The following is a 24050-nucleotide window of genomic DNA, read 5'->3' on the forward strand; positions in this document are numbered from 1 at the left end:
GATTCGCTCCTTTACTCAAACAATTGGACACCAGGCTCGATCTTCATTACATGTACCATCATGGCATGGAGTTGTCCACGATGATGATAGAGATGGGCCTGGGTATCCAGCAGCCACTCGAACCGGGTATGAACACCTCCCCAGAACGCCGTAGTTTGCTGCATCAGCTGTTCGTCACTTAGTGCAGCGATACCCTGACGCAGAAAATCGTAATTGTCCAGCAAAGCTTGTTCCAGCGCGGCCGTTTGCATAGACGGCTCGGCTTGCTCATAAAATAAATCTATTTCTTCTTCTGTACCCCCGGCACCAATCAGGAAATCCGCTTTGCAAAGTACAGCAATATGCGCAATCAGCTCACCGATCGACATTTTGCCGGGAGTCGGGCGGAGCTGCAAATCCTGTTCATCCAGAACACGAATCAGCTCTACCATGGATTGAATAGCCATATCCATCTGTTCGAAAACGCTTTTGCAGTATGTATTCACCAATCAGACCTCATCTCAGTGAAAGTGGTATGTATATAGCTTAATCGTTTTCCCAGCAAAGAGGAATGAACGATCTTGCTATTCATGAACAATCTGGCTAATGACTTATTAGGATCTTTTTGGAATTTATTAAAATTATAGTAATCATTATCTATATTTTGCTTTATAATGGGTAATATTGGTACTTAGGATTTTAATTGATATTGCAACTGTTATAATGCAGCAGTACAAGCAACTCACCAATAGATGCTGGAGGGTCCCTATGGAAAATGTAAATCAGCAGGTCACAGATGAACTGGTTGTACGTGCTTTGCAGGATAATCTGGCAATTATAAGGTTTGACACGAATCATAAGATTGCTTATGTCAATCCGATTTTTGCCAAGGTAGTTGGTTATACAGTGGAGGAAATGATAGGGATGTACCATAAAAATCTTTGTTTCCCCGAATTTTATAATAGCCCGGAATATGGTCAGTTCTGGAATAACCTGCTATCCGGCAAAACGTTTCATGATAAGATAGAGCGCCGCAACAGTCAGGGTAATGCCGTCTGGCTGGATGCTACCTATATACCGGTCTGGGATCAGAGCAGACGCAATGTACTTGGCGTAACCAAGGTGGCGACAGATATTACCGCCCGTCATACCGAGCTGTCTTCAGTGGTGGATGGACTGCAAAAAACAGCCCAGGTGCTGAATATACGCTCTGCTGCAGGTATTGAGCACAGTGAGGGGCTACTGCACAGTATGAATCGCATCGTCGAATCATCAGGTGTAAATACAGCGACTCTGAGTAATCTGCAGGAGCAGGCATACGAGATTCAGGATGTAGTGCAGACGATCCGCAAGATCGCTTCTCAGACCCATATGCTGGCGCTCAATGCAGCGATCGAAGCGACTCATGCAGGGGAGTTTGGCAGAGGATTCAATGTAGTCGCCCGGGAAGTACGCAAGCTGTCTTCCATGGTGGAAGACTCTATTATTCAGGTCAAGCAGAGTGTGGATTCGATGAGTGTAGAAGTACAGAAAATAGTCAATGGTACTACCGATGTCCAGCAGAGTGTGGAATATGGACAGCAGCAGGTACAGACTGCTATGGAAGCTTTTAATGCGATTGCCACGTCGGCGCATGTGCTGGATGAACAGGCACAAAAAGTAGCGAACCGGATATAATCAGAGATCCGGCATCTGATCTTATCAGACACTGTTGAAACATAAATCATTCGGATCATCAGTAATGATAATCAAATAATATAGCGGCTTACCCATATAGATCCAGCCGCAATCCTGCTAACCCTGATATTGTACCCGGTTAAAAAGGATTGCGGCTCTTAGGCTTGCTCCGGCACTATAACCAGTATCCGAAAATCTGCTGCAATCTGTCTTGATTGACTTGCAGTTTACCATGCCAGCCGGCCCAGGGCATCTGCATGTCCGAGCGTCCACGGGTATTGTTCAGCTGCAGCTCCCCATCCAAAATAGTCTCCCGATTCGTCCAGCGGTCTGGAGATAATTCTACGATGACATTGGGCAGAATCCCTATAGTAGAGAGTGACTGCAAAATACCACGTCGTATTCCTTTTGTTCCTTTGATCAGTTTAAGCGAAGTAAGCCTTTTTTCCAGTTGTCCAGGTGTTTCTTCCGGATCTGCTTCTTCCAGTAGTTGCAAAAGTCTGCGGAATACTTCAATATCTTCTGCAGAAGGATGTACAGGCTGTTGATCCTGAATCACAGTCAGTTCATTTAGATCAGTCCATGCGCCAACCGGATCACTGCCATAGGTATTGCCCAGATAAAGAACATAGCGCAAATAGGATAGATTTTTCCAGCCTCCACTATAGGTATTGAATCCGCATACTTTGCAGCATACAAATCGTTCTGCCTGTTCATAGGGATGGGCATATGCATGAATCATCCGGTGATAGCTTTCCAGGGAGGAAATACCGCGCAGGAAGCTACCACCTATTCCGGCGAGAAATGCAGCAGTGACTGACTCCCATGATAGACCGGGATGAGATTGTAGTGTGATGAGCCGTTCATGAGTATTCTCATGGGTAAAGTTGTCCAGCTCATTGGCTTCCCATTGGTGCTGCTTTAGCAGTTCCTGCTCTGCCGGGAGAAGTGTATCGGTCTGGTAAATACTGACCTTGCGATCTGCATCATACGTATAGTTGGAATAGTTGTATAGCTTTTTGAGTACTTTTAACAGTTTGGGGTCCATGGGTTACTCCTTTATGAAATGAGAATCGTTTATCATTGGGTTATCTGAATATTGTACCATCCAAACCGATACTTTTATCAAAATAAAATGAGCAAGGGAGGTCAATCATGCGAGCAGTAATATGTACCCGGTACGGATCAGCCGATTTTCTGCAAATGACGAATCTGGATACTCCGGTTCCCGGTAAAAAAGATCTGATTATCCGGATTCATGCGACGACGGTATCAGCAGGCGATATACGAGTACGCAAGTTTCAAAGTCCCCCTCTGCTCTGGATTCCGATGCGATTGGTACTGGGGCTGCGAAGACCGAGAAATCCGGTGCTTGGCGTCGAATTCGCTGGTGAGGTTGTCGACTGCGGCAGTGAAGTTACACAATTTCAGCGGGGTGATCGCGTGTTCGCACTTACAGGTATGCGTTTCAGCGCTCATGCCGAGTACATACGTCTGCCTGAACATGCGCAGATTACACATATGCCTGCCGGTATGGACTATGAGCAGGCAGCGGCGTTACCATACAGTGGTACATCCGCTTTGTGCTTTTTGCGCCGTGCACGTATTCAGCCTGGCCAGCGTGTATTAATCTATGGAGCATCAGGCGCAGTAGGGACCACTTCGGTCCAGTTGGCTGTCCATTATGGAGCAGTCGTAACAGGTGTATGCGGTCCGGATCATGTATCTCTTGTACGTGAGATGGGGGCTTCAGAGGTACTCGATTACACTCAGCCTTCGTTTCGCGAGCAGCTCAAGCGATATGATGTGGTCTTCGATGCAGTAGGGAAACTTCCAGAAAAGCAGGCGCTCAAAGTATTGGTTCCGGGCGGAACTTATATTACTGTCGATGGACAGGGAATGATTCGTACTACGAGAGAAGATCTGATATATATTCGTGAGAGAGCTGAAGCAGGTGAGATCTGGCCGGTTATTGATCGCTTTTATACGCTGGATGAGATTCCCGAAGCACATCGGTATGTAGAACAAGGACATAAAAAGGGAAATGTAGTTATCCGCGTACAGCCTCATCATTCAGAAGAATAGTTTTAACGTATGTATAAATTTATTAATAAAATCATATATTATTTTAATATGTATAACTTATAATGATAATTATACCAAGTTAAGGAAGAATAGGTGCTAGGAGGGATTGGAAATGTTTATTTGTTCACAAGACAAGTTATCTCTTGTTGAGTTGAAGGAAGCGACAGTAGATATCTCGCATTCTCCATGTATTGTGCGAATCAATGGACAAGTGTACGGCAAATATAGTCAGGTTCATGCAGAGAAGATCATCGACGATATTGTCTATTATTTACGAAATGGCGAAGATGTTTATCATATGCCAGAAAACCGATAACAGGAACAATAGGAAAATAAGACGTGCAATGTATCTGCACAGAGTAAGGCATACAATAAAACAAAAAGATACGTAAAAGTGATTAGCGATCAATACTTTTGCGTATCTTTTTGTTTTGATAGTACATAGTTTTAGTGTATCATTCGCATGTGAAAGTAACTTATTATTCCCTTTACTGGAGAATTAATGATATTATCTAGAAAAGATTCCAGTTACTGAGCAAGCATAGTATGTCAAGCAATATTTATTACATAATCTGGAGGAATCAGATGATCAGAAAAATGAAATTGGTCCTAATGGTATGTATTATGACTGTAAGCGCCATAGTTGTATATGGGCAGTCAGCTCACGCAGAGGCACAAGACCAGACTTTTCGTCTGGGTGTAGAAGATTTGCCAACATCGTCCCGACCATGGGAAGCAATAAGCAACACGGAGAAGACGTTAAGCAAGGCTCTCTACGAAGGACTGGTTCGACTGGATCGTCAAGGTAACGTCGTATCTGGCATGGCCCAATCCTGGGTGGTTTCCGAAGATGGCAAAACCTATACATTTACCTTACGTCCGGATGCTCGGTGGAGCAATAATGAACCGTTAAAAGCAGCCGATTTTGTGAATGCCTGGAAGCAGGTAATGAAGCCGGAGGAATTCGCACCATATGGCTTTTTGATGGAGGGGCTGGTAAATGCCAAAGCGTATAGACAAGGTAAAATCAAAGACTTTACCCACGTCGGTGTCAAAGCACTTGATGATGCTACGCTGCAGGTGAAGCTGACACAGAAGACTTCGTATTTTCTAAAGCAGCTTGCAGAGCCGGTCTATGATCCGGTCTATACGGCATCGATTCACAAGGCCTCTGAAAAAGCTTATGCGGCGGGTACATTGGTATCTAATGGTCCATTTATGCAGACAGGACATACCGACAACACAATCACACTTGTCCCTAACCCCTATTATTATAATGCGAAATCTGTCCGGCTGAAACAAGTTCAGTTCATAGCGACTAGTGATCCGATCACAGCTTATAATCGCAATCAGATAGACTGGACAGGAGGATCTTATAGCTCGGAAAAAATGTATCCCCAATTCCGGCTTCACCCCGATTTCATGGATTATTACTCACGTTCCACTTATTATTATCAGTTCAATTTTGATAAAAAGCCTTTTAACAATCTGAAAATTCGTCAGGCTCTGGCGATGAGTATCCAGCGTTATGATCTGGGATATGGTATGCCGGCTTATGGATTTGTAGCACCGGGAATCCATGGAATCGAGCAGGACTACCGTTACGAAGTCAATGATCATGCCTATTTTAAGGAAAATCTAAATAAAGCCCGTACGCTGTTAAAACAAGGATTGGCGGAAGAGAAACTGAAGAAGCTGCCTACAGTCATCATTACGCTTAATGAAGGCAGTTCACATACAACTGTAGCCCGTTCGATTGTTCGCGATTGGCAGCAAAACCTCGGAATATCTGCTAAATATGTAGTACAGCCATTAAATAAATATAGCCTTACCCGTAGTAATGGTGATTTTCAGTTATACAGAGATGGGTGGAGCGGAGATTACAATGATCCGGCTGCTTTTCTGAATTATTTTACCTCTGGCAGTCTTGAGAATAATTCGGGCTGGAGCAGCAAGACATATGATCAATATATTCAGAAAGCTCGTCAGACTGATAATAATACGACTCGTAATCAGCTCTACCACAAAGCAGAAAAGCTGCTGATCGATCAAATGGTTCTTTTGCCAATCTATTATTATCAAAATTATTTCATTTCCCGATCGAATCTTCAGGACGCCTATATCGATTACAATGATAATTTGATACTGAATGAAGCTTATTTCAAACAAAATTAAAGGTGTTGCAGTAGTAGATACAGATTAAGGTATTGCCGGAATGTGGAATGACAGGGAGAATAAATAATGAACTCAACGTACTACAACAGTGAAGAATATGATCAACCTCAATTATATGACGAAGAAAATGGCAGTTATACCGAAGATATTGCTTTTCTTCGACAGCTGGCAGAACAGGTACAGGGACCAATCATCGATCTGGCCTGCGGCACAGGACGTGCTACAATTCCGCTTGCACGGGCAGGTTATCCGATGATCGGGATCGATATTCATCAAGGCATGCTGGATCAGGCCAAAGCCAAGTCTGCTGTTTTGTTAAAAAATCATCATCATAGTATACAGTGGCTGAAGCAGGACTGTACTTCCTTTCAACTGGATCAGCGCAGTGATTTCATTTTCACAGTAGGGAATTCTTTTCAGCATTTTCTGACGAACGAAGAGCAGGATGGACTGCTTCACTCGGTAAATCATCATTTGAATCCCGGTGGATGGTTTGTATTCAATACACGATTTCCTTCGGCAGAAGAACTGCTTCAACCCGAGACAGAAGAATACTGGCGTAGTTATACAGATACAATTACCGGGCAACAAGTAGACGTGTATACGATCAGCCAGTATGATCCACTGGAGCAGATTCAGCATTATCAGAACATCCGGCGATTCAGAGAAACTATAGATCATAGTGCCGATGAACGAACTACTCATATCTACTTGCGTTATGTCTATCCGCAGGAGATGAAGCGGCTGCTCCGTAGTCATGGGTTTGAAGTCGTGAATTGTTACGAAGATTGGCAGAAGACACCACTTTGTCCGACCAGTGAACATATGATCTATGTATGCAAAAAAAGATAAATGCGTTTGCCGAGAAGGTTTAATAACTCTTTCAATCTATCAGTAGGAGGCATTTTGTTGGCGAATACCGTTTATCTGACCAGCCATAATCGAATTGATCAGCCGGAACTTGATATGAGCAATGTGTTAACACGGATATTTATCGATACTCTCGTACTCAGTGGTTCCTTGTTGGCAGAGACGGATCGGGAGAAAGAATTCGTCATATGGTTGGCTCAGCATGATCAGTATGCAATGGGTAATGGAACAGTGAGCTTTAGTCTGGATGAAATGCCGTGGGAACCGAACCATTTTAAAGAAAACAAATTTTTTATGCTGCGGATGATCGAACAGGCGCTGCAAGGAGCAGGCTGGGAGAGGTTAAGTTATACGCCAATAGATAAAGATATTCGTTATGCATTAACTGCATTCCGAGAATTGATATTGTTATTTGGCAAAGACGATATCGACACGAATCATTATAAATATTGGCGTACAATGGAGGAAGATGATAACGGTCACACTATTTCTGAAGGATATCCCAAATGTGACAAACATGAAGTATACTTGTCCTGTTTTGGATGTGTCTTATGTAATGGTGAGACTTAATCTGCATCTTCTATGCTACTCTAAATACCGCAAAGCACTATACAGAACTTACTAAATAGACAATAATGAATCCTTACAGAAAGCCCGCAATTTCTCTTCAACGATTGGAGAAGTTGCGGGCTCTTTTCACCTTATTTAACTGCGGGCTGTATGCCCAATACCAGTCAGAAATACTTTCCATACAATAGCCAGTGTCTGCTCATAAGCCTGTCGGGTCTCATATACCAACTGTACATCAAGTCCATCCAGCATTGTGATGCAGGCGACCATACATTCTTCGGGTGGCAAATTGCCAACTTTTGCTTCAACAAATAGTGTGATTAATTCTGTTTTCAGTACAGCCAGATAGCGGCGATACTGGGTCAGTACAAAATCATGAACTTCAATAGGTGTAGTAAAAGAGAAGACGAACATCAAGTGCACATTGGGGCTGGTCAAGAAACGATTTTTGTGTTCAATAAGAAATCCATGAAGCCGTTCTTCCCAGGCTATATGTACATTCTTGTCAAAATAATCGCGCACAAAATTAATTTCTTCCTCGACAATCTCTTCGTATAACTCCATTAGCATCTCTTTTTTACTCGTAAAATGATAGGAGAGAGATTGCTTGCGAATACCGGCTTCTTCGGCGATTTGTACCATTTTGGTGCCTTCATAACCATAACGGTTGAACAACGCAATCGCCGCATCTTTGATTGCTTTTCTACTCACGAATAGACCTCCGACTGCGAGGCTAAGCTTTTTGGATAACCTCAGCCTTCTTTTTCCCGGTATGAATGGCATATCCTGCATACATTAGCAGGTAGGCGACCATAACGACGATAGCTATATCATACACCAATTTGTATGAAAATGCCGAAGCAAGCATACCCAGAATGACAGCACCTCCGCCAATGCCCAGATCGAAAAAGTTAAAGAAAGAAGCCATCGCATTCTCATGCTCATGTTCTTCTACCAGATTGACACACCAGGTCTGGATCGCCGGGAATACGGCTCCAAAGCCTAAACCATACAACGCCGCCGATAACAGAAATACGGTTTCACTGTTGGACAAAGTCAGTATCCAGATTCCTGCAATAATCAGGAAGGCAGATGGAACCAATACCGAACCCGGTCCAAGTCGGTCAAACAAACGACCCGATACGAGCCTTACCAGAAAACTTGCTGCAGCGACGATAAAGAAAAACCAGGCGACTGTATAGAATCCTTTTTCTGCAGCGTATAGAGCGATAAAGGACATGATCGAACCCGCTGCAATGCCGACAAGCAGAATCAGCAGCGAAGGGAACAGAACTTTCCGTTCGATCCATTTGATAGAAGTGCCTGCATGCAGCGCAGCTTCTGTTCCAGTATGTTTTTTGCGGGAAATGAAAAATGTCATGACCAGTGCCAGCAGCAGGATAGATGCGCCACCAAAGAACAGATAATGAAAATCATAACGCAGCAGAATGCTCATCCCGATCAGTGGTCCAACCGAGACAGCGACCGTCTCGCCTACACCAAAGTAACCCATGCCTTCTCCGCGACGTTCTTTGGGAATATTCTCGGCAGCGAGTGTAGCAAAATACGTAGTAGCCAGACCAAATCCAGCGCCATGCAGAAGTCGAAAGATCAGCAGCATGCCAACGCTGGTAGACAGGTAGTATGCTCCGGTCATCAGAGTACAGATAGCCAGACCGATCACTAGCAGGTATTTTTATCGATTTTCGTTGCCAGTCGTGCTGCGAATGGGCGAATCATAATGGCAGAGTCGGCAGCATCATTTCAAAGATCATGAACAACAGAGCATTGGCTGTCATGATCAGAATAAACGATAGACTTCATAATCGGAGTGTCCCCGTGTCTGTTGCTTGCATGTTTATTCTTCCCTTTATTGCTGTTATAGCATTATAAAATGTGAAATCTGGGCAGCTTCATAAGAATTCATATTAGAAGATAACAAAATGTAGAATCATTTCATATCGTTAGGGAAAGAAGATGATAACAATCAGGAAAAACACTTCGTGAAAATTCAGAAGATATTCCTTTAGATATTTTCAAAAGACGAATGAATTATGGGTGGATATAATTCATAGTTCGTGAATAAAGATGAAAAACACGAAAAATCATTGACATTAGCTGCCGAATTCATTAATATTCGAAAGGGACATCAAGTTACAAAATAATAAATGCCTTAATTTTATTCATACATTACATTTCGAAATCCTGTTACCAATACACCCATGTACGAACGCGGTCTTGTGGAAAAATCAGGATTTTTAAGCTTTGATGAATAACCAATGGCGTGGAGGCTGGCTTTACATGGATAACTGGTTCAAGCTCAAAGAAAGAGGCACCACCGTTTCAACAGAAATCATCGCAGGACTGACTACCTTTTTTACGATGGTGTATATTGTTATCGTAAACCCGGGGATTCTGAGCAGTACGGGGATGGACTTTAATGGCGTATTTATTGCTACTATTCTAGCCAGTATTGTAGCGACACTGATCATGGGGTTATGGTCCAACTATCCGATCGTACTGGCACCGGGAATGGGACTGAATGCATTTTTTGCCTATAGTGTGGTCAGTGGATATGGAGCATCCTGGCAGGTTGCGCTGGGTGCGGTATTTATTGCAGGTATTTTGTTTGTTATTTTATCAATTACGTCTTTCCGGTATATGCTGCTGGATGCCATTCCAGCCAGTCTAAAGCATGCGATTACAGCAGGGATTGGACTTTTTATTACCACGGTAGGATTGCAGAACTCAGGTATTATTATTGCTTCCGAATCCAACCTGATTACCATCGGTAATTTGGCATCACCAATGACGTATCTGACGATTATTGGATTGCTGATCACTGTTGTGCTGATGGCGTATAATGTCAAAGGCTATCTGTTTATCGGTATGGTGATTACAGCGATTCTGGCATGGATACTAGGACTATTCCAAATGCCTGCATCAATCGTGTCCATGCCGCATGGTCTGGCGACAACCGCATTCCAGCTGGATCTGTCCGGAGTATTCTCAAGCGGACTGTATACCATTATCTTTACATTCCTATTGATCACTTTGTTTGATACGACAGGAACGATGCTCGGTGTAGCAGAGCAGGCAGGCTTGCTTAACAAAGATGGCAAGTTCCCGCGCTCCCGTGGCGCGCTGCTTGCAGATGCAGTCGGAACAACGGTTGGTTCTTTGCTCGGTACAAGTCCAACCTCAGCGTATATCGAGTCCAGTACAGGCGTAGCGGCAGGAGGAAGAACCGGACTGACAGCGGTAGTAGTGAGTGTACTGCTGGCGCTGACGTTATTTTTCTCTCCGATTGTAAGTGTCATCTCCGGTATTCCGGCGATCACTTCACCGGCACTGATCATTGTAGGTTTCTTTATGATTAGCGCGATCAGCAAGATCGACTGGAAAGAACTCGAAGAAGCTTTTCCTGCTTTCCTGATTATTATTCTGGTACCACTGACGCACAGTATTGCGACAGGTATCGGCTTCGGATTTATTTTCTATCCGGTGCTCAAGCTGCTTCGCGGTAAAGGCAAAGAAGTTCATCCCATCTTTTATATTTTCGCAGTATTGTTCCTGATTCAATTAGTCTTCCTGGATCACTAGAATAGAGCTTGATTGAATTTGATTTAGAAGGAGAACTATCTAAAAGGATAGTTCTCCTTTTTGCATCTTGTTTTTTTGGATTTGCTGAGTGTACTTATTAATACATAAAGTCTTTTTTTCTTTCTATACATATTCGGTTATATTATCAATAACAAACACGAGGAGGAATTAATGATGCGCGAATTCATCGAAGGAAGTCACAAACATACGAATAGTCTGATTCACGAAAAATCTCCTTATCTCCTGCAGCATGCTCACAATCCGGTTAACTGGATGGCATGGGGCACGGAAGCCTTTACCAAAGCCAAACGGGAAGGGAAGCCGGTATTTCTGTCTGTAGGTTATTCCTAGTGGAGATATACATCTACATGCCATTGGTGTCACGTCATGGAGCGCGAGAGCTTTGAAGATGAAGAAGTGGCTGCGCTCTTAAATGAATATTTTGTTCCAATCAAGGTTGACCGCGAAGAGCGACCGGATATCGACAATTTGTATATGGCTTACTGTCAGGCATTGACCGGACAGGGCGGCTGGCCGCTGACCGTCATGCTTACTCCGGAACAGAAGCCCTTTTTTGCCGGGACTTATTTTCCGAAAACGACACGTTACGGCCGGGTCGGTGTGATGGATATGCTCAACCAGATTCGTGAGAAATGGAGCGGAGACCGCGACCGTGTTCTGCAGGCAAGCAATGATATCGTCGAGCGAATGATGATGTATGCAAATGAGACCCAGCATGGGGAATTTGGCGAAGATATCATTCATCGGGGGTACAAGTCGTTCGTCAGTTCCTTTGATGAAGTATATGGCGGCTTCGGTGCAGCACCTAAATTCCCGACACCCCACAATCTAATGTTCCTTAGCGCCTATTACCAGACGTATCAGGAGCCGCAGGCACTGGAAATGGTGAAACATACCCTCGACAGCATGTACCGCGGCGGGATTTATGACCATATTGGATTTGGGTTTTCCCGATATTCGACAGACGAGAAGTGGCTGGTGCCGCACTTTGAGAAGATGCTGTATGATAATGCGCTGCTGGCAATTACGTATCTGGATGCGTACCAGCTGACCAATGAGCGGCAGTATGCCCAGATCGCCGAATCGGTATTTACGTATGTACTGCGTGATATGACTTCTCCGGAAGGTGCTTTCTATTGTGCAGAGGATGCCGACTCCGAAGGGGAAGAAGGCAAATTCTATGTATTCGACCGTGAAGAGATCGAGGAGGTATTGGGTCTTGAAGAGATGCACAAGTACTGCAATATCTACGATATTACGCCGGAAGGCAATTTTGAAGGCATGAGTATTCCGAATCTGATTCCTTTTACTGCTGCCGAGATCGCCGAACAGCGTGATCTGAATGTACTGGCTCTGCAGACCGATCTGGAAGAAGCACGTCAGAAGCTATTTGAATACCGGGAACAGCGCATTCACCCTTCCAAGGATGACAAGGTACTCACCTCATGGAATGGTATGATGATCGCTGCTCTCGCCCGCGGCAGCAAGCGTCTGCAGAAGCCCGAATATGCACAGGCAGCTGTGCGCGCAGCGGAGTTTATCTGGAATCATATGCGCCGCGAAGATGGACGACTGCTCGCTCGCTATCGGGATGGACATGCCGCTTATCCGGCGTATCTGGACGACTATGCCTATCTGATCTGGGGATTGCAGGAATTGTATGAAGCAACAGGCCAGACGGTGCAGCTGGAACGTGCGCTGGTATTAAAAGATCAGCTGATTCAGCTGTTCTGGGATAGCGAGAATGGCGGGTTCTACTTTACAGGAACGGACAATGAACAGCTGCTAACTCGTACCAAAGAAACCTATGACGGCGCCATGCCGTCCGGTAATTCGGTCGCCGCCTGGGCGTTAGCCCGTTTGGCGGCTGTAACTCAAGATGAAGAATTGCGTGAATATGCAGCGCGTACTGTCGATGCATTCGCCGGAACAGTCAAACAGTATCCACCAGGCTATTCCATGATGCTGCTGGCAGGTATGCAGCTGCTGCAGGGTACGGAAGAGATTGTACTGGCTGGTAAGATCGAAGACATGTCCTATCAGGAAATGGTAGCCGAGACGCAAAAAGCATATCGTCCGTTTGCTACACTGCTGCTGAATAATGCAGGCGAGGATGGTGCCGCTACCCGTGAACTGCTGCCACATCTGGCAGATATGAGCATGCAGGGTGTTGCGACTGCTTATATTTGTGAAGGGTTTGTCTGTCATGAGCCGCTGACTACCGTAGAGGCATTGCGGGAAGCGTTGGTGAAGAAGAACTAACTGGTGAAGAAAAGAGAAGTGGACGTTAACAAGCAGCAGATATGGAATTTATAATATAACGAGTATCATTTAAAAGGTAGCAAAGAAAGAGCAGCTCTATGCTGCTCTTTTTGTATGCATTTATAAATAAAGGATCAAATACTTCAAACAACATCTTATTGCTATCTGATCATAGAATTATTTACATATTTATGTATATTTAAGTGGGTGAGCTATTCGTTCTAAGAAAGTTAATATCCATATTATGGTTTGGTAAGCGTATCCTTTAGGTCTAAATACTGTAATCAAATCCTGATCATAGGAACATAGAATCATACATAACTGCGTAATATTACTACCTATTCATTTAAGCCTTTAGAAGAATAGGAATTAAACATCATATTTAATAAAATTATACAAGTAAAGAAAAGAGAGGTGGATATGTTGAAATACATAGATGAGCATATCGTCGCACGAATATATGGAACCGATTTGCCAGAAAAGGCTGCAACCACAAATCAATCCGAGCAAAATAGTAATCTATTATCTGAGCGAGCTCCAAATGAAACGGAGTTGAAACTATCGGCAGAAGCCGATATGCCTATTTATATAAAAGGACGACCTGTACATTTCACGTCGGTACATTTGCTGGATACGTTGGAATGTCTGATTCCAGATTTCTTCAACGAGATGCCTATAGAAGAAGTACGTATCAAATATCCATCGGAGCAGCGCCCACACCTGGTCTACAGTGAACCGGATGGAGTAGTCGATGTGACAATAAGTTATACAGATATGGAAATAAAGGATCATGAACTGGAAGCGATCACTAAGCAACTATCAGCAGTAATTCGGCGCGTACAGCCTATTCGAAGCTGGCAGGGTATAAGTGTCATACCTACCGATCATATGACTTTGGCAACAATGAAGTTTGTAGTATCGGTAGTAGATGGCGACATCTATAATGAAATGCTGCTGCTTCATAATAGAGGTCAGCTGATCATTGTGACATTCCACTGTGACGCCGAAGAGATAGAAGATTGGAGACCGATGACGGATGTTCTGATCCGTTCATTGCGTTTGTCTACAAAAGAGGAGAATACATATGAGTCTGGATTATCATAATTTGCACATTGAACCATTTCCACTAGTGAATCTGGAGCAGTTTACTGTAAGCAAGAAGATCAATGAACATACACGGCTGTATTTTACAGGAATCATTCCGGAGGAAATGCAGGATAGCTATATTAACAGTACTGAAGCTAATACCGTTATTCAGGTGAGTCAATTACAGGCAAACGGAGAAAACAAGCCGCTTTTCAGTGGGATTTCTTTGTCTGTGGAAGTTAAGGTAGTACGCAGTGTGTATTATCTGGAAGTGGAGGCTATCTCACATACGTACCGAATGGATATACAGCGGCGGATTCGTTCTTTTCAAAATACGGAATTGACACTGCCGCAGCTGCTGGAGCAAATCGGACGCAGCTATGAAGGACTGGATGTTATAGATGGCGCGACAGATGGAAAAGCGATAAAACAGATTGCGATTCAGTACCGGGAGACCGATTGGGAATTTCTGCGTCGTCTGGCTTCGCGATATCACACAAGCCTTATGCCGGTAGCGCAATTTGAAGCGCCAAAATTTTATTTTGGTATTCAGGATACCTATCAGCCTATTGTACTCGATCATACACGATATACGGTACGCAAGCAGCTGGCTCCTTTCCGATATTTTCAGGAAAATGACAGTACTGCATTAGAAGAGCAGGATTTTATCGTATACGAAGTGGAGACGGATGAAGTATTGGATCTGGGCAGTCATGTTCATTTTCAGGGCAACAGCCTGTATGTAACGGAAGTCTATACGGATATGCACAGCGGGCTGCTGCGGCATCTGTATATACTCCATACTTATAAAGGGATGCGTCAGAAATGCTACTATCAGGAAAGCCTGGCCGGCGCATCCCTCAGTGGTACAGTTATCGATGTACAGCAAGATCAGGTGCGGATTCATCTGGATTGCGATCCACAGCAGGAACTATCCACTGCACACTGGTTTTCTTATTCCACCCTATACAGTGCCGGGAACCATACAGGTTGGTATGTAATGCCGGAAAAAGGTGATCCGGTTAGTCTTTATTTCCCCGGTAGCCGGGAAGAAGATGCCTATGCACGTGGCGCGATCCGCAGAGCATCGAGAAGTGCAGGAGACAATAAACTGTCTGATCCCCGAGTGAAAATATGGCGCACACCGCATGGCCGAGAGATTCAGCTCGCGCCGGACGGCATTACAGTCAGTGCTCAGGACGGAGCTATCTTCATCAAGCTGGATAATCAAAATGGGATTCAGATTGTCAGTAATCAGCAGGTAAGCATCTCCGCAGGCGGCGATCTGAGTTTGTCCGCCGGCAAGACTATGAATCTGTCAGCAGGCGGATCGTTAACGCTGGAATCCAACGGCAGTCATATTGAGCTAAGCGGAACGGCAGATATGAAAGGTGCAGAAGTCAAATCGAACTGACGTACCGTGGTGGAAAACAATAAATAGAATGATGAAGGTTAAAGCAGGTGAACAATCATATACTCTCTGAACAGCGTAGCTACAGAACAAAAGCAGGCTATACGCAGCAAGGCTAAGCTGTACATTCAGCAGCAGCTGGAGCAGCACAGCCATGAATGGCAGACAGAATGGATAGAAGAGATTGTGGACAACTTTATCCAATGCTGCAGCTATATTCGCCAGCAGCAGCTGGATGGATATAAAGGCAAGATTCATTATATAACGTACTCGCTTTTGCGTACGGGTCTGCTGGATGGACAGCCAGCCTATTTGATTCAGGCGGCAGATGAACATTGGATGTTGGATCAGCACTCTATAGAGTACGAATATAAAGGGGATTGCATTTTCCAGTACTGGCATCAATTACTGGATAGGATCGTCAGAGAAGCTGATGCGGCAGGCTGGAAAATAAGTGAATTCGAGCTGGATAACATTCGGCTGGAAGAAGCAGATTGTTTTCATCAGGTCCTGATTTCGGTGCTGCGCAAAGCAATGCGGCAGGCAGTAAAACAGCCAGAGTATATAGAGTTGAAGCGTGCGCTGCAGGTAGAGATTCGGGCAGGAGAATATCTGGATCAAAGTGTTTGTATTTATAAAGAAAACCGGAATGAAATGGACGGACCGACTGTTCATGCATGGCTGGCAGAAAAGCAGATGTACGCGTACGGATACCAGGATATTCATAATGTGGTGCTTTCTATGGGTGATTACAGCGAGCTGGATTTCCGGTACACGACTTTTCGGCATGTGAATGCAAGTGTGTGCCGTTTTAGCTTTGGGGTATTGGCCGGAACGAACTGGCGGGATTGTATGCTGGATGGGGTGACTTTTGCATTCAGTATGATCCATGGTGCAGATTTTAGCGGTTGTATGCTGCGAAACTCTACACTGGATGGTGTGATGGGCGCTGCTGGATCATCAGAGCTGGACTGGGAAGTGCTTGGATTCGACAGGGTATGCTTTACAGGTGCCAACTTATCGGGAAGCACATTACACAAGGCATCTCTTTATCGTGCTTGTTTTCGGGATAGTGTACTGGAACAGACCAATTTTACGGCTGCAGATCTACGACAAGCGGATTTCAGCGGAGCGATCATGAAGGATGCGGTATTACAGGAAGCTGATCTGAGCGGAGCCTGTCTTGATCATTGTGATCTGACAGGGGTATCTTTCACAGGAGCGAATCTGCAGGGAGCTTCACTGATTGGTGCAATAGTAGATCAGACCGATTTTGCTGGAGCGCTCCTATCACCAGAGCAGCTAAGCAGGGTAGTTATACGGGATCATGTAACAGGTGAGAGAGGAAGATTACAATGAGATATTTTCAGCTGTTAGCAGATGATCGTCTTATCCATCGGATTCATCCTCCTGCATGGTCTCTGCTGCAACAACAGGAATTGCTGAGAACGGTGTCCTTGCCAGGTGAGGAGCAGCTTCCGCTGACTGTACAAGTTCAGGAAGACAGTCATACGATCTATCCGGATCTGCTTGATTCCCCTGCGCCGCTTGTCTCTGATGCAGTCAAACAGCTGCTGGAGCTATTTTTACCGGATACCGGATGGCGTGCGGTGATGCTGACAGATATTCGGCGTGGCAGCCAGCATCTATATTGGCTTCTGCAGCCGCCTGTTATCGACGCAATATCCGATCAAACCACTTTTCAGCCGGATGGTACATTGCAGCAGCTGGTATTGAGTCATACGAAGATCAATCAGCCTGTTTTCCGTGTAGCTGGACTGCGCGAGCCATATGTATATGTGAATCTGGCAGCAGCGGAGAGTTTGCTTCGACGATCATATATTGGCTTGCGACTGAAACGGATACCGACTGAATCATGTTGAATAGAGAGTAAGCGATAGGCTGCTGAAGAATGAAGAATATGCATACAGCCATTAGCAGTGTAAAGGGATAAAAAAAGGATGAAAGGAAGATCAAGATGGACAATACACAGGTACAGCCCGGTAGTGGGGCACAAAAAAGTTATGTCGTGGCAGGTGCTATTCTTAGCTGCAGCTATGGTACTCAGCCGACCCGGCTCAAACGTCCATTCAGTCATGGAGTATATGTCAAAAATAAAGCACAAATGAATATTGGAGATTATTTGCCGGGGACGAATATCAAATCATTCGGTCACTGCTCTAGTCCACTTAATCCCGCTGTACAAGCCAGCCAGCTGGTCGATATCTATGGTGTCAAAAAGGCACCATGCATTCCGGCGCTGACAAGGCCATGGCTAAATGGCAAGTCGGATGTACTGATCGAAGGTCAGCCAGCTTTGACACACAATTGTACCCATCAGTGTCTGTATGCAGGTAATATCAAGATCGAAGACGATGGACAGGAATTAGATTTCTAAGACAGGAGACTACATACCAGTGACTTTACTACATCAGGGAATCGGCTATGAGAGTCTGCGGCTGGATGGACCGATTCATCCACAGCGCTTGAATGAGTTGACGATTACCCGTAAAATTAATGAGCACGGTTATATGGTCATCTCCGGTATTTTGCCGGAGGAGCAGGGAGCCGAAGCGATTCACCGTACATTCGAAGGTGAACCTGTCGTACTGCGACAGCTAAATACAGAAGGACATTCTGTTCAGCGCTTGTTCCATGGAGTCATTACACGATTCACCATACACTGCGTTCGCAGCATATATACCTTCGAACTCGAAGCCATTTCCCAATCCGGACAAATGGACATTGAACGGAAAAGGCGTTCTTTTCAAGAAATAGAGCAGACCTATGACGATCTGGTCACCAGTCTGGTACGTGAGTATACATACGGAGATGCGATCGATACGGTATCCAATGCAGCCAAGCTGGGCAATCTGGTGCTTCAATACGATGAGACCGACTGGCAATTTCTGAAGCGTCTGGCTTCGCGCTTTGGTTCGGTATTGGTGCCGGATACAATAGCAGCTTCACCAAAAATATTTTTTGGTATGCCAGAAGGCAGGCGTCATGTGCTCGGGGATGATACATTTTACCGGATTCGCAAAACATTTGGACAGGTAACTCCGGTTTATTCATCTCGTATAGATGCTGGTGCGACCGAATATTCAGCAGGAATGGATCATCATTTCGCGCTTATTACCCGTATTTCATCCGAAGAATGTCAATCAACTGTACTTCTGAATGATTCGGAAAAGCCGGCAGTATCAGCAGCCCGTCATCTGCCGGGATATATATCCTACTATATTGATAGTCTCCAGTATTATGCTCTTGGAGACCATCTCACCATGCCAGCCAGTGCAGGTTCGGCAGAGCTCGTTGTCGTTGAAGCGAAAAGCCGCTTGCAAGATGGGCTGCTCCAGACCTCTTATGAGCTGCAGCGCCCGGAGCAGATTCAGTTCTACCGATATGAGAATGAGCAGACCACCGGTGTTACCCTAAACGGTACTGTAGAGGAGATTGCAGTCGACTTTGTACGGGTGAAGTTGGAGATTGATGAAGACTATCATCGCAAGCATCCCAAAGCGGCGAAGAGTAAGCAATTGATCTGGTTCCCTGTCAGTACACCCTATGCAGCCGAGAAGCATACGGGTTGGTATGATATGCCGGAAAAAGGGGAGCAGGTCGAACTGTATATTCCGCTGCCATGGGAAGGAAGCAGCTATGTGACCGGCACCCTGCGTCAGCAGACCGTAACTATCAACGATCCGGATACCAAAGTGTGGAGTCATCCGGCGGGCAGTCAGCTGCAAATGGATGGACAGGAGCTGCTGCTGTCCACATCAGGCAGCATGACCATCTCCCTGCAGCCTGGTAGCGGAATCGAGATCAGCAGTCCGGGGAATATTGGGATTCAGGGAGGAAGTATAGCGCTAAATGCTGCGCAGACATTGTCGCTGGAGGCAGCCCAGGCGATCCACCTCAAGGGTGGACAAAGCAGCATGATTGTGGATGGAGATACGGATATTCACTCACCTACCATCCATCAGGTGGGAACAGTCAAAGCTCCGGTATTTGTCGCCGATCTGGCCCCGGTACCCGAGCCGCCATTGATGAGTATTCAGGCTTATCAGGCCGGTCAGGCAGCTGCACAGCAGCAAAAAGTGCAAACCCGGACAGCGACTCCCAAAGCCAAAATCACACCACCTGTACAAAAAGCCAAGTCAGATGGCCTTCTCGGACTGCTGTCCAAAGTGGCAGGTGCTATTCCGGTCAAGACAACGAGCAAAGTACTGCTGGGTATCAATAATCCGTTAGCCAAAATAACGGGTGCCCTGATGCACGTCAATGCCAGCGTACCTGTTCGGCGTTCCGGCGGAGGCAGTCAAGGAATAGTAACTGCAGCAGCCAGTCAGGTGTATCATGCCGCTGCCCGTGCATCTTCGAATCATCATCGTATGAGCTGGAGCCAGCTCGGCCATATCGTGGCAGACGGCTTCGTCGATTGGGCAGGGCACGTCGATGAACGAGATCAGCATTACCGGCGCTGGTGGGCAGGCAAAGTACTGACCCAGGCTCGTATTGCACTACTGACTCCGATCAGTCCCATCGGCTGGACTGCTCAACTTAATATGGAGCAATCCTATCGCCAGATCCCGGCAGATGTTCGTCTGCGCTGGGAAAATGAAAAACAGCGTATGGCCTTGGAAGCGTACAATCTGCAGAGACATCAGGAAAAAGAGGCGGAGATTGCTCAGCAGGTTGCGGAAGAAGCCGAGCGAAATAATCATTCGACGGCCTGGATTATTTGGGATGAAATTACCAAGTCTTCAGCAGAAGGGATCGGATTAGCTGTTGACATTATAGAAGGCAGGCCAGAAGTGCTGAAAGAAAGAGCCAAGGAGTTCTATGATGGATTAGGCGCTATGGTAGGCATGGTAGCTAATATTGACGATACGTATGAGCAAATCAGCCAAGCCTCTTCTGGAGAGAAGATCAGGATGGTAACAGACGTTGGCCTAAGTTTTCTGCCACTGAAAGCTAAGTTGCCTAAGCTTCCTTTTGATATGCCAAAATTGAATCCAGGGATGGAGATGGCTGGAGCCGATGGAATGGTGTACCGGATTGCGGAGAAGGATTTACCGAGTCCGGAGAAGAATGGGTACATGCGGTCTGAGGGGACGGGAAAAGCTCCTAATATGGGTAGCGTAGTTAAAGACGGGAACAAAACAAATTATACGAATCCAGCAGGAAACGAATTGACCTGGTTTGATCAACATCCGAAAAATATTAGTCGTGATATTGAGACTTTCCTTAATAGCCCTAATATAGGTAAAGCGACAGAGGGGAAAGTAGCAAAATTTGTTTCAGAACAAAAAGAAGTTACAGGTTTTGGACAAAAGGTTCAGAGGGCTGATAAAATGCCAGCCGGAGATTTTGATGTGCTGACAAAAGATGAGATTATTGAAGTAAAAGCTTCTGCTGGCGCTTTAAAAGTAGACCAAATTGAAAAGTATACAAAGACAAATCACAAAGACTTTTTTAATCCAGAAAATAAAAGAGTCATTGTTTACATTGAAGAGCCGCTAGTTAACTTAGCTCCTGAACAATCACAAAAATTGAATAAGATTAAGAATATGGGTGCAATTGTAGTAAACTCACTTGAAGAATTGAAAGGAGTTTTAAAGTAGATGGGAACCTCATCATTTTTTTTGGTTGAAAGAGACACTTATTCACCAGATGATTTACTATCATCAGTAATGTTAGCGTCGTTTAAATCTGACGCTATGCTTTTCTACAGGAATGAAAAGTACTTTACCGAAGAGAACCACTTTAAATATACAACTTTAAGTATTATGTATAATCCAGATACTGATGAGAATAAGTTTTTAATGTATATTGATGGAGTAAAGAATGAGGGGCTTGAGTTTTATAATAACGGACAATTTTCAGGCTTGGATCCGTCGCAGAGCTTATACCAGGTAGGTTGTATTGAGGATGTTTATGATAACGAACAGTTGCTTTTTAGTTTTGTTTATGAATATTTGAAATTAAATCCAAAACAATATTATTGGTTGGGAGGTTACAGTTGGATTTATAGTTGGGAGGATATGAAAAAATTAAAATCGCTTCCCTATGACCCGGATTGGTGTTATAAGAATCCTAGAGGCTAACTTATTAGGGTTTACAATTCCAGCGACAAGATCGTACAATAAACCAAACACTAAACAGTTCAAACACTTGATAAACTTTCAAAAGCTCATTCCCACTTGTTTTATGAGTAGGAATGAGCTTTTTTGCATGCAAAAATCAAAGGAGGACTAAATAAATAGAAGAATTAAGCCTTAAAACATTAGAAGTACGTCGAGAATATAGAAGACAGTATGAACGTGAGTATCGGTGCAAATGAAGCCCAAGTCACTTAGATGACGTACCATTCAAATGTACAAGCAAAGACATTTTACCACAGCAGGTACGAAACCATGAGAGCAAGCACATACGATAGTCGGAGGAAATAACGTGATGACGAAACATGAAACATTTTCATATGAACTGTTTCTTCGCGAGCTAGAAGCCTAAGCACAGTTGACACGTATGTACTTTGAATATTATATGTTTATTGCTAAAACAGAACAGCTTGAGGAGTTTAAATTACGTAAGAAATAGCGGGAAGATAGTAGAAGAAAACAGATAGAGCAATCCTGCTTCAAGGAAGCCGTCTGCTAGCCGCACTGATGGTCCAAAGTGCTAGTGAAAGCAGAGACTTTCAAGATTTAGCATAAAGAATTGGTTTACAATACCGGGCATGGACATACGAGAGATCAAGGTTATCGGTATCATGACAAAGAGTAATATTCATCTTCTCCTGAGCGGGAGAAGCACAAGAAGAAGAATCTGGAAGAGGGCATGTACTCAGGGCGGAGACCAGAGAAGGAACCGGATCGGAAGCATGAACAGGATAAGTCAAAAGAATCTGCTCCTATGTCATCTAATAAACTAGATAAGGTACCAGAAAAGAATAGCGAACTTGATACAGAGGCAGGATCTACTGAGGGGATGGGTAATGTTCTTGACTCTGTTCCATCAGTGAGAAACGGGGAGTTTAATAAGTGGTTCAATTCCTTGACTCCCGATGAATTTGATAAAGTATGGGCAGACCCTAAATTAAGGGAATCTATCAAAGACCGATTACGTCATCCCGGCAGGATGCATGAGTGGAACTTAGTTTCACATGCAGATACCTTTAAGAGATGGGGGGGGGAACTGCCGAGCAAATTGCCGATATGAGAACGTTAATAAGCGAGACAAAATTTGTTAATCCAACTGGTAAGCACGGTGGAAAAGGTTCTACAAAAGCTCATAATGAGTTACTGTAGATTATTGATACATCGAAAGATTATGATATGTTTAAGAGGCGTTTACAAAATTGGGCGGACTATCGTTTTGAAGGTGGTTCATCAGCATTACCAGAGGGATTAAGACCATAGAGGAGGTAGCACACGCAAAGAGAAGGATTCGTATCACTTTGGATGGGAAAAATAAAATCAATGGAGGAAATGGATAATTTGCTTGAAATCTCTTATACAGAGGATGGTGAACAAATCCCTTCAATATTCGCTCGTAGCTTTGATATTGAGAGATATGACGATGCTGTTCGTGAAGCGGAGTTATATGATGACCCAAATAACCTGCTAGGCAGTTTGCTTGAGGGTTTTTCATATGATGATGTTATTATTCCTAAATTTGTAGCTATACACGGTGAACAACTTCACAAAAGTTTCAATGCTGTAATATTACTCTTCAACTTTGAATATCAGGGAAGCAAGAAGGAAGCGATAATTGAATCATCACATCTAGAATTTATGGGAACGGTAGAGTATCGGTAACTTTTTTGATTCTTCGGTGGGGCTACCCAGTGCCGAATGAACCTCCTTACCTAATCACCACCAACATAACCTTTGTTCTACCTGTAGGAAGTATTCACGAAATTTGATGTACGCACAGAATGTCTGGAAAAAGTATCCCTATTTAACGTAATAGCATTACATGAAACAGGTCAATTATGGTCAGATATCACCATGATTAAACTGTTTTTTGTTATCTTCGTTTTTTTACAGACGGCTTCGTCGATTGGGCAGGGCGCGTCGATGAACGAGATCAGCATTACCGGCGCTGGTGGGCAGGCAAAGTACTGACCCAGGCTCGTATTCCACTACTGACTCCGATCCAGCCCCATCGGCTGGACCGCTCAACTTAATATGGAGCAATCCTATCGCCAGATCCCAGCAGATGTTCGTCTGCGCTGGGAAAATGAAAAACAGCGTATGGCCTTGGAAGCCTATAATCTGCAAAGACATCAGGAAAAAGAGGCGGA

General features: G+C 44.5%; 20 protein-coding genes and 1 pseudogene. 17 read left to right on the forward strand and 4 right to left on the reverse strand.

What is annotated here, in order from left to right; all coding sequences use genetic code 11:
• Window positions 1-11 precede the first annotated feature (11 nt).
• On the reverse strand, window positions 12-446 hold the full coding sequence (locus tag H065_RS0110730; protein ID WP_238557934.1) for a DinB family protein: 435 nt from the start codon (window positions 444-446) through the stop codon (window positions 12-14).
• Between the two features lie 301 nt (window positions 447-747).
• On the opposite strand from H065_RS0110730, the gene H065_RS0110735 reads away from it, so the two are divergent.
• Complete coding sequence (locus H065_RS0110735; protein WP_017813059.1) at window positions 748-1656, forward strand: methyl-accepting chemotaxis protein; 909 nt, start codon at window positions 748-750, stop codon at window positions 1654-1656.
• Window positions 1657-1831: 175 nt separating this feature from the next.
• Here the strand turns inward: H065_RS0110735 and H065_RS0110740 are convergent, their stop codons facing one another.
• Entirely contained in the window at window positions 1832-2704 is an 873-nt protein-coding gene (locus H065_RS0110740; RefSeq protein ID WP_017813060.1) for a hypothetical protein, read from the reverse strand.
• Window positions 2705-2811: 107 nt separating this feature from the next.
• Between H065_RS0110740 and H065_RS0110745 the strand changes: the two genes are divergently transcribed.
• From H065_RS0110745 to H065_RS0110765, 5 genes are all read left to right on the forward strand, one after another.
• Complete coding sequence (locus H065_RS0110745) at window positions 2812-3741, forward strand: NAD(P)-dependent alcohol dehydrogenase (RefSeq protein WP_017813061.1); 930 nt, start codon at window positions 2812-2814, stop codon at window positions 3739-3741.
• A gap of 112 nt (window positions 3742-3853) precedes the next feature.
• Window positions 3854-4057, forward strand: coding sequence for a hypothetical protein (locus H065_RS0110750; RefSeq protein ID WP_017813062.1), 204 nt, complete (start codon window positions 3854-3856; stop codon window positions 4055-4057).
• 281 nt (window positions 4058-4338) lie between these two features.
• On the forward strand, window positions 4339-5916 hold the full coding sequence (locus H065_RS0110755) for a peptide ABC transporter substrate-binding protein (protein ID WP_238557935.1): 1578 nt from the start codon (window positions 4339-4341) through the stop codon (window positions 5914-5916).
• Between the two features lie 66 nt (window positions 5917-5982).
• Window positions 5983-6768: a class I SAM-dependent DNA methyltransferase gene (locus tag H065_RS0110760; RefSeq protein WP_017813064.1), complete on the forward strand. Its 786-nt coding sequence runs from the start codon at window positions 5983-5985 to the stop codon at window positions 6766-6768.
• A 57-nt stretch (window positions 6769-6825) separates the two neighbouring features.
• Window positions 6826-7356: a hypothetical protein gene (locus H065_RS0110765; protein ID WP_017813065.1), complete on the forward strand. Its 531-nt coding sequence runs from the start codon at window positions 6826-6828 to the stop codon at window positions 7354-7356.
• Window positions 7357-7491: 135 nt separating this feature from the next.
• Here the strand turns inward: H065_RS0110765 and H065_RS0110770 are convergent, their stop codons facing one another.
• Window positions 7492-8067: a TetR/AcrR family transcriptional regulator gene (locus H065_RS0110770; RefSeq protein WP_017813066.1), complete on the reverse strand. Its 576-nt coding sequence runs from the start codon at window positions 8065-8067 to the stop codon at window positions 7492-7494.
• Window positions 8068-8089: 22 nt separating this feature from the next.
• Window positions 8090-9013, reverse strand: a complete 924-nt coding sequence (locus H065_RS25740) for an MFS transporter (protein WP_338010874.1) — start codon at window positions 9011-9013, stop codon at window positions 8090-8092.
• Between the two features lie 644 nt (window positions 9014-9657).
• Between H065_RS25740 and H065_RS0110780 the strand changes: the two genes are divergently transcribed.
• From H065_RS0110780 to H065_RS0110835, 11 genes and pseudogenes are all read left to right on the forward strand, one after another.
• On the forward strand, window positions 9658-10959 hold the full coding sequence (locus tag H065_RS0110780) for an NCS2 family permease (RefSeq protein ID WP_017813068.1): 1302 nt from the start codon (window positions 9658-9660) through the stop codon (window positions 10957-10959).
• Window positions 10960-11133: 174 nt separating this feature from the next.
• A pseudogene (locus H065_RS0110790) lies at window positions 11134-13242 on the forward strand (thioredoxin domain-containing protein).
• Between the two features lie 420 nt (window positions 13243-13662).
• Window positions 13663-14346: a hypothetical protein gene (locus H065_RS0110795; RefSeq protein ID WP_017813071.1), complete on the forward strand. Its 684-nt coding sequence runs from the start codon at window positions 13663-13665 to the stop codon at window positions 14344-14346.
• Entirely contained in the window at window positions 14327-15742 is a 1416-nt protein-coding gene (locus H065_RS0110800) for a contractile injection system protein, VgrG/Pvc8 family (protein ID WP_017813072.1), read from the forward strand. Before H065_RS0110795 ends, H065_RS0110800 begins: the two co-directional genes overlap by 20 nt.
• A 183-nt stretch (window positions 15743-15925) precedes the next feature.
• Entirely contained in the window at window positions 15926-17098 is a 1173-nt protein-coding gene (locus H065_RS0110805) for a pentapeptide repeat-containing protein (protein WP_017813073.1), read from the forward strand.
• Complete coding sequence (locus H065_RS0110810) at window positions 17095-17622, forward strand: hypothetical protein (protein WP_017813074.1); 528 nt, start codon at window positions 17095-17097, stop codon at window positions 17620-17622. Before H065_RS0110805 ends, H065_RS0110810 begins: the two co-directional genes overlap by 4 nt.
• Before the next feature lie 95 nt (window positions 17623-17717).
• Window positions 17718-18137 (forward strand): DUF4280 domain-containing protein, encoded by a 420-nt coding sequence (locus tag H065_RS0110815; RefSeq protein ID WP_017813075.1) that lies wholly within the window; start codon window positions 17718-17720, stop codon window positions 18135-18137.
• A gap of 19 nt (window positions 18138-18156) precedes the next feature.
• Complete coding sequence (locus H065_RS28225) at window positions 18157-21366, forward strand: contractile injection system protein, VgrG/Pvc8 family (RefSeq protein ID WP_017813076.1); 3210 nt, start codon at window positions 18157-18159, stop codon at window positions 21364-21366.
• On the forward strand, window positions 21367-21849 hold the full coding sequence (locus H065_RS0110825; RefSeq protein ID WP_017813077.1) for a hypothetical protein: 483 nt from the start codon (window positions 21367-21369) through the stop codon (window positions 21847-21849).
• 808 nt (window positions 21850-22657) lie between these two features.
• Entirely contained in the window at window positions 22658-22963 is a 306-nt protein-coding gene (locus H065_RS28230) for a hypothetical protein (protein ID WP_238557936.1), read from the forward strand.
• 242 nt (window positions 22964-23205) lie between these two features.
• Window positions 23206-23562: an immunity 22 family protein gene (locus H065_RS0110835; protein WP_017813079.1), complete on the forward strand. Its 357-nt coding sequence runs from the start codon at window positions 23206-23208 to the stop codon at window positions 23560-23562.
• Window positions 23563-24050: the final 488 nt, after the last annotated feature.

The sequence above is a fragment of the Paenibacillus shenyangensis genome (genome assembly GCF_000346635.1).
In the GTDB taxonomy this organism is placed as follows: Bacteria; Bacillota; Bacilli; order Paenibacillales; family Paenibacillaceae; genus Saccharibacillus; species Saccharibacillus dauci.

What these genes read in the sequence shown, in the direction of transcription:
- H065_RS0110810 (WP_017813074.1), top strand. Translation starts at nt 17,095, where the DNA reads ATGAGATATTTTCAGCTGTTAGCAGATGATCGTCTTATCCATCGGATT.
- H065_RS0110795 (WP_017813071.1), top strand. Translation starts at nt 13,663, where the DNA reads ATGTTGAAATACATAGATGAGCATATCGTCGCACGAATATATGGAACC.
- H065_RS0110760 (WP_017813064.1), top strand. Translation starts at nt 5,983, where the DNA reads ATGAACTCAACGTACTACAACAGTGAAGAATATGATCAACCTCAATTA.
- H065_RS0110825 (WP_017813077.1), top strand. Translation starts at nt 21,367, where the DNA reads ATGGGAACCTCATCATTTTTTTTGGTTGAAAGAGACACTTATTCACCA.
- H065_RS0110745 (WP_017813061.1), top strand. Translation starts at nt 2,812, where the DNA reads ATGCGAGCAGTAATATGTACCCGGTACGGATCAGCCGATTTTCTGCAA.
- H065_RS0110800 (WP_017813072.1), top strand. Translation starts at nt 14,327, where the DNA reads ATGAGTCTGGATTATCATAATTTGCACATTGAACCATTTCCACTAGTG.
- H065_RS0110730 (WP_238557934.1), bottom strand. Translation starts at nt 446, where the DNA reads ATGGCTATTCAATCCATGGTAGAGCTGATTCGTGTTCTGGATGAACAG.
- H065_RS0110750 (WP_017813062.1), top strand. Translation starts at nt 3,854, where the DNA reads ATGTTTATTTGTTCACAAGACAAGTTATCTCTTGTTGAGTTGAAGGAA.
- H065_RS28230 (WP_238557936.1), top strand. Translation starts at nt 22,658, where the DNA reads ATGTCATCTAATAAACTAGATAAGGTACCAGAAAAGAATAGCGAACTT.
- H065_RS0110740 (WP_017813060.1), bottom strand. Translation starts at nt 2,704, where the DNA reads ATGGACCCCAAACTGTTAAAAGTACTCAAAAAGCTATACAACTATTCC.
- H065_RS0110755 (WP_238557935.1), top strand. Translation starts at nt 4,339, where the DNA reads ATGAAATTGGTCCTAATGGTATGTATTATGACTGTAAGCGCCATAGTT.
- H065_RS0110835 (WP_017813079.1), top strand. Translation starts at nt 23,206, where the DNA reads ATGGGAAAAATAAAATCAATGGAGGAAATGGATAATTTGCTTGAAATC.
- H065_RS25740 (WP_338010874.1), bottom strand. Translation starts at nt 9,013, where the DNA reads ATGACCGGAGCATACTACCTGTCTACCAGCGTTGGCATGCTGCTGATC.
- H065_RS0110780 (WP_017813068.1), top strand. Translation starts at nt 9,658, where the DNA reads ATGGATAACTGGTTCAAGCTCAAAGAAAGAGGCACCACCGTTTCAACA.
- H065_RS0110815 (WP_017813075.1), top strand. Translation starts at nt 17,718, where the DNA reads ATGGACAATACACAGGTACAGCCCGGTAGTGGGGCACAAAAAAGTTAT.
- H065_RS0110735 (WP_017813059.1), top strand. Translation starts at nt 748, where the DNA reads ATGGAAAATGTAAATCAGCAGGTCACAGATGAACTGGTTGTACGTGCT.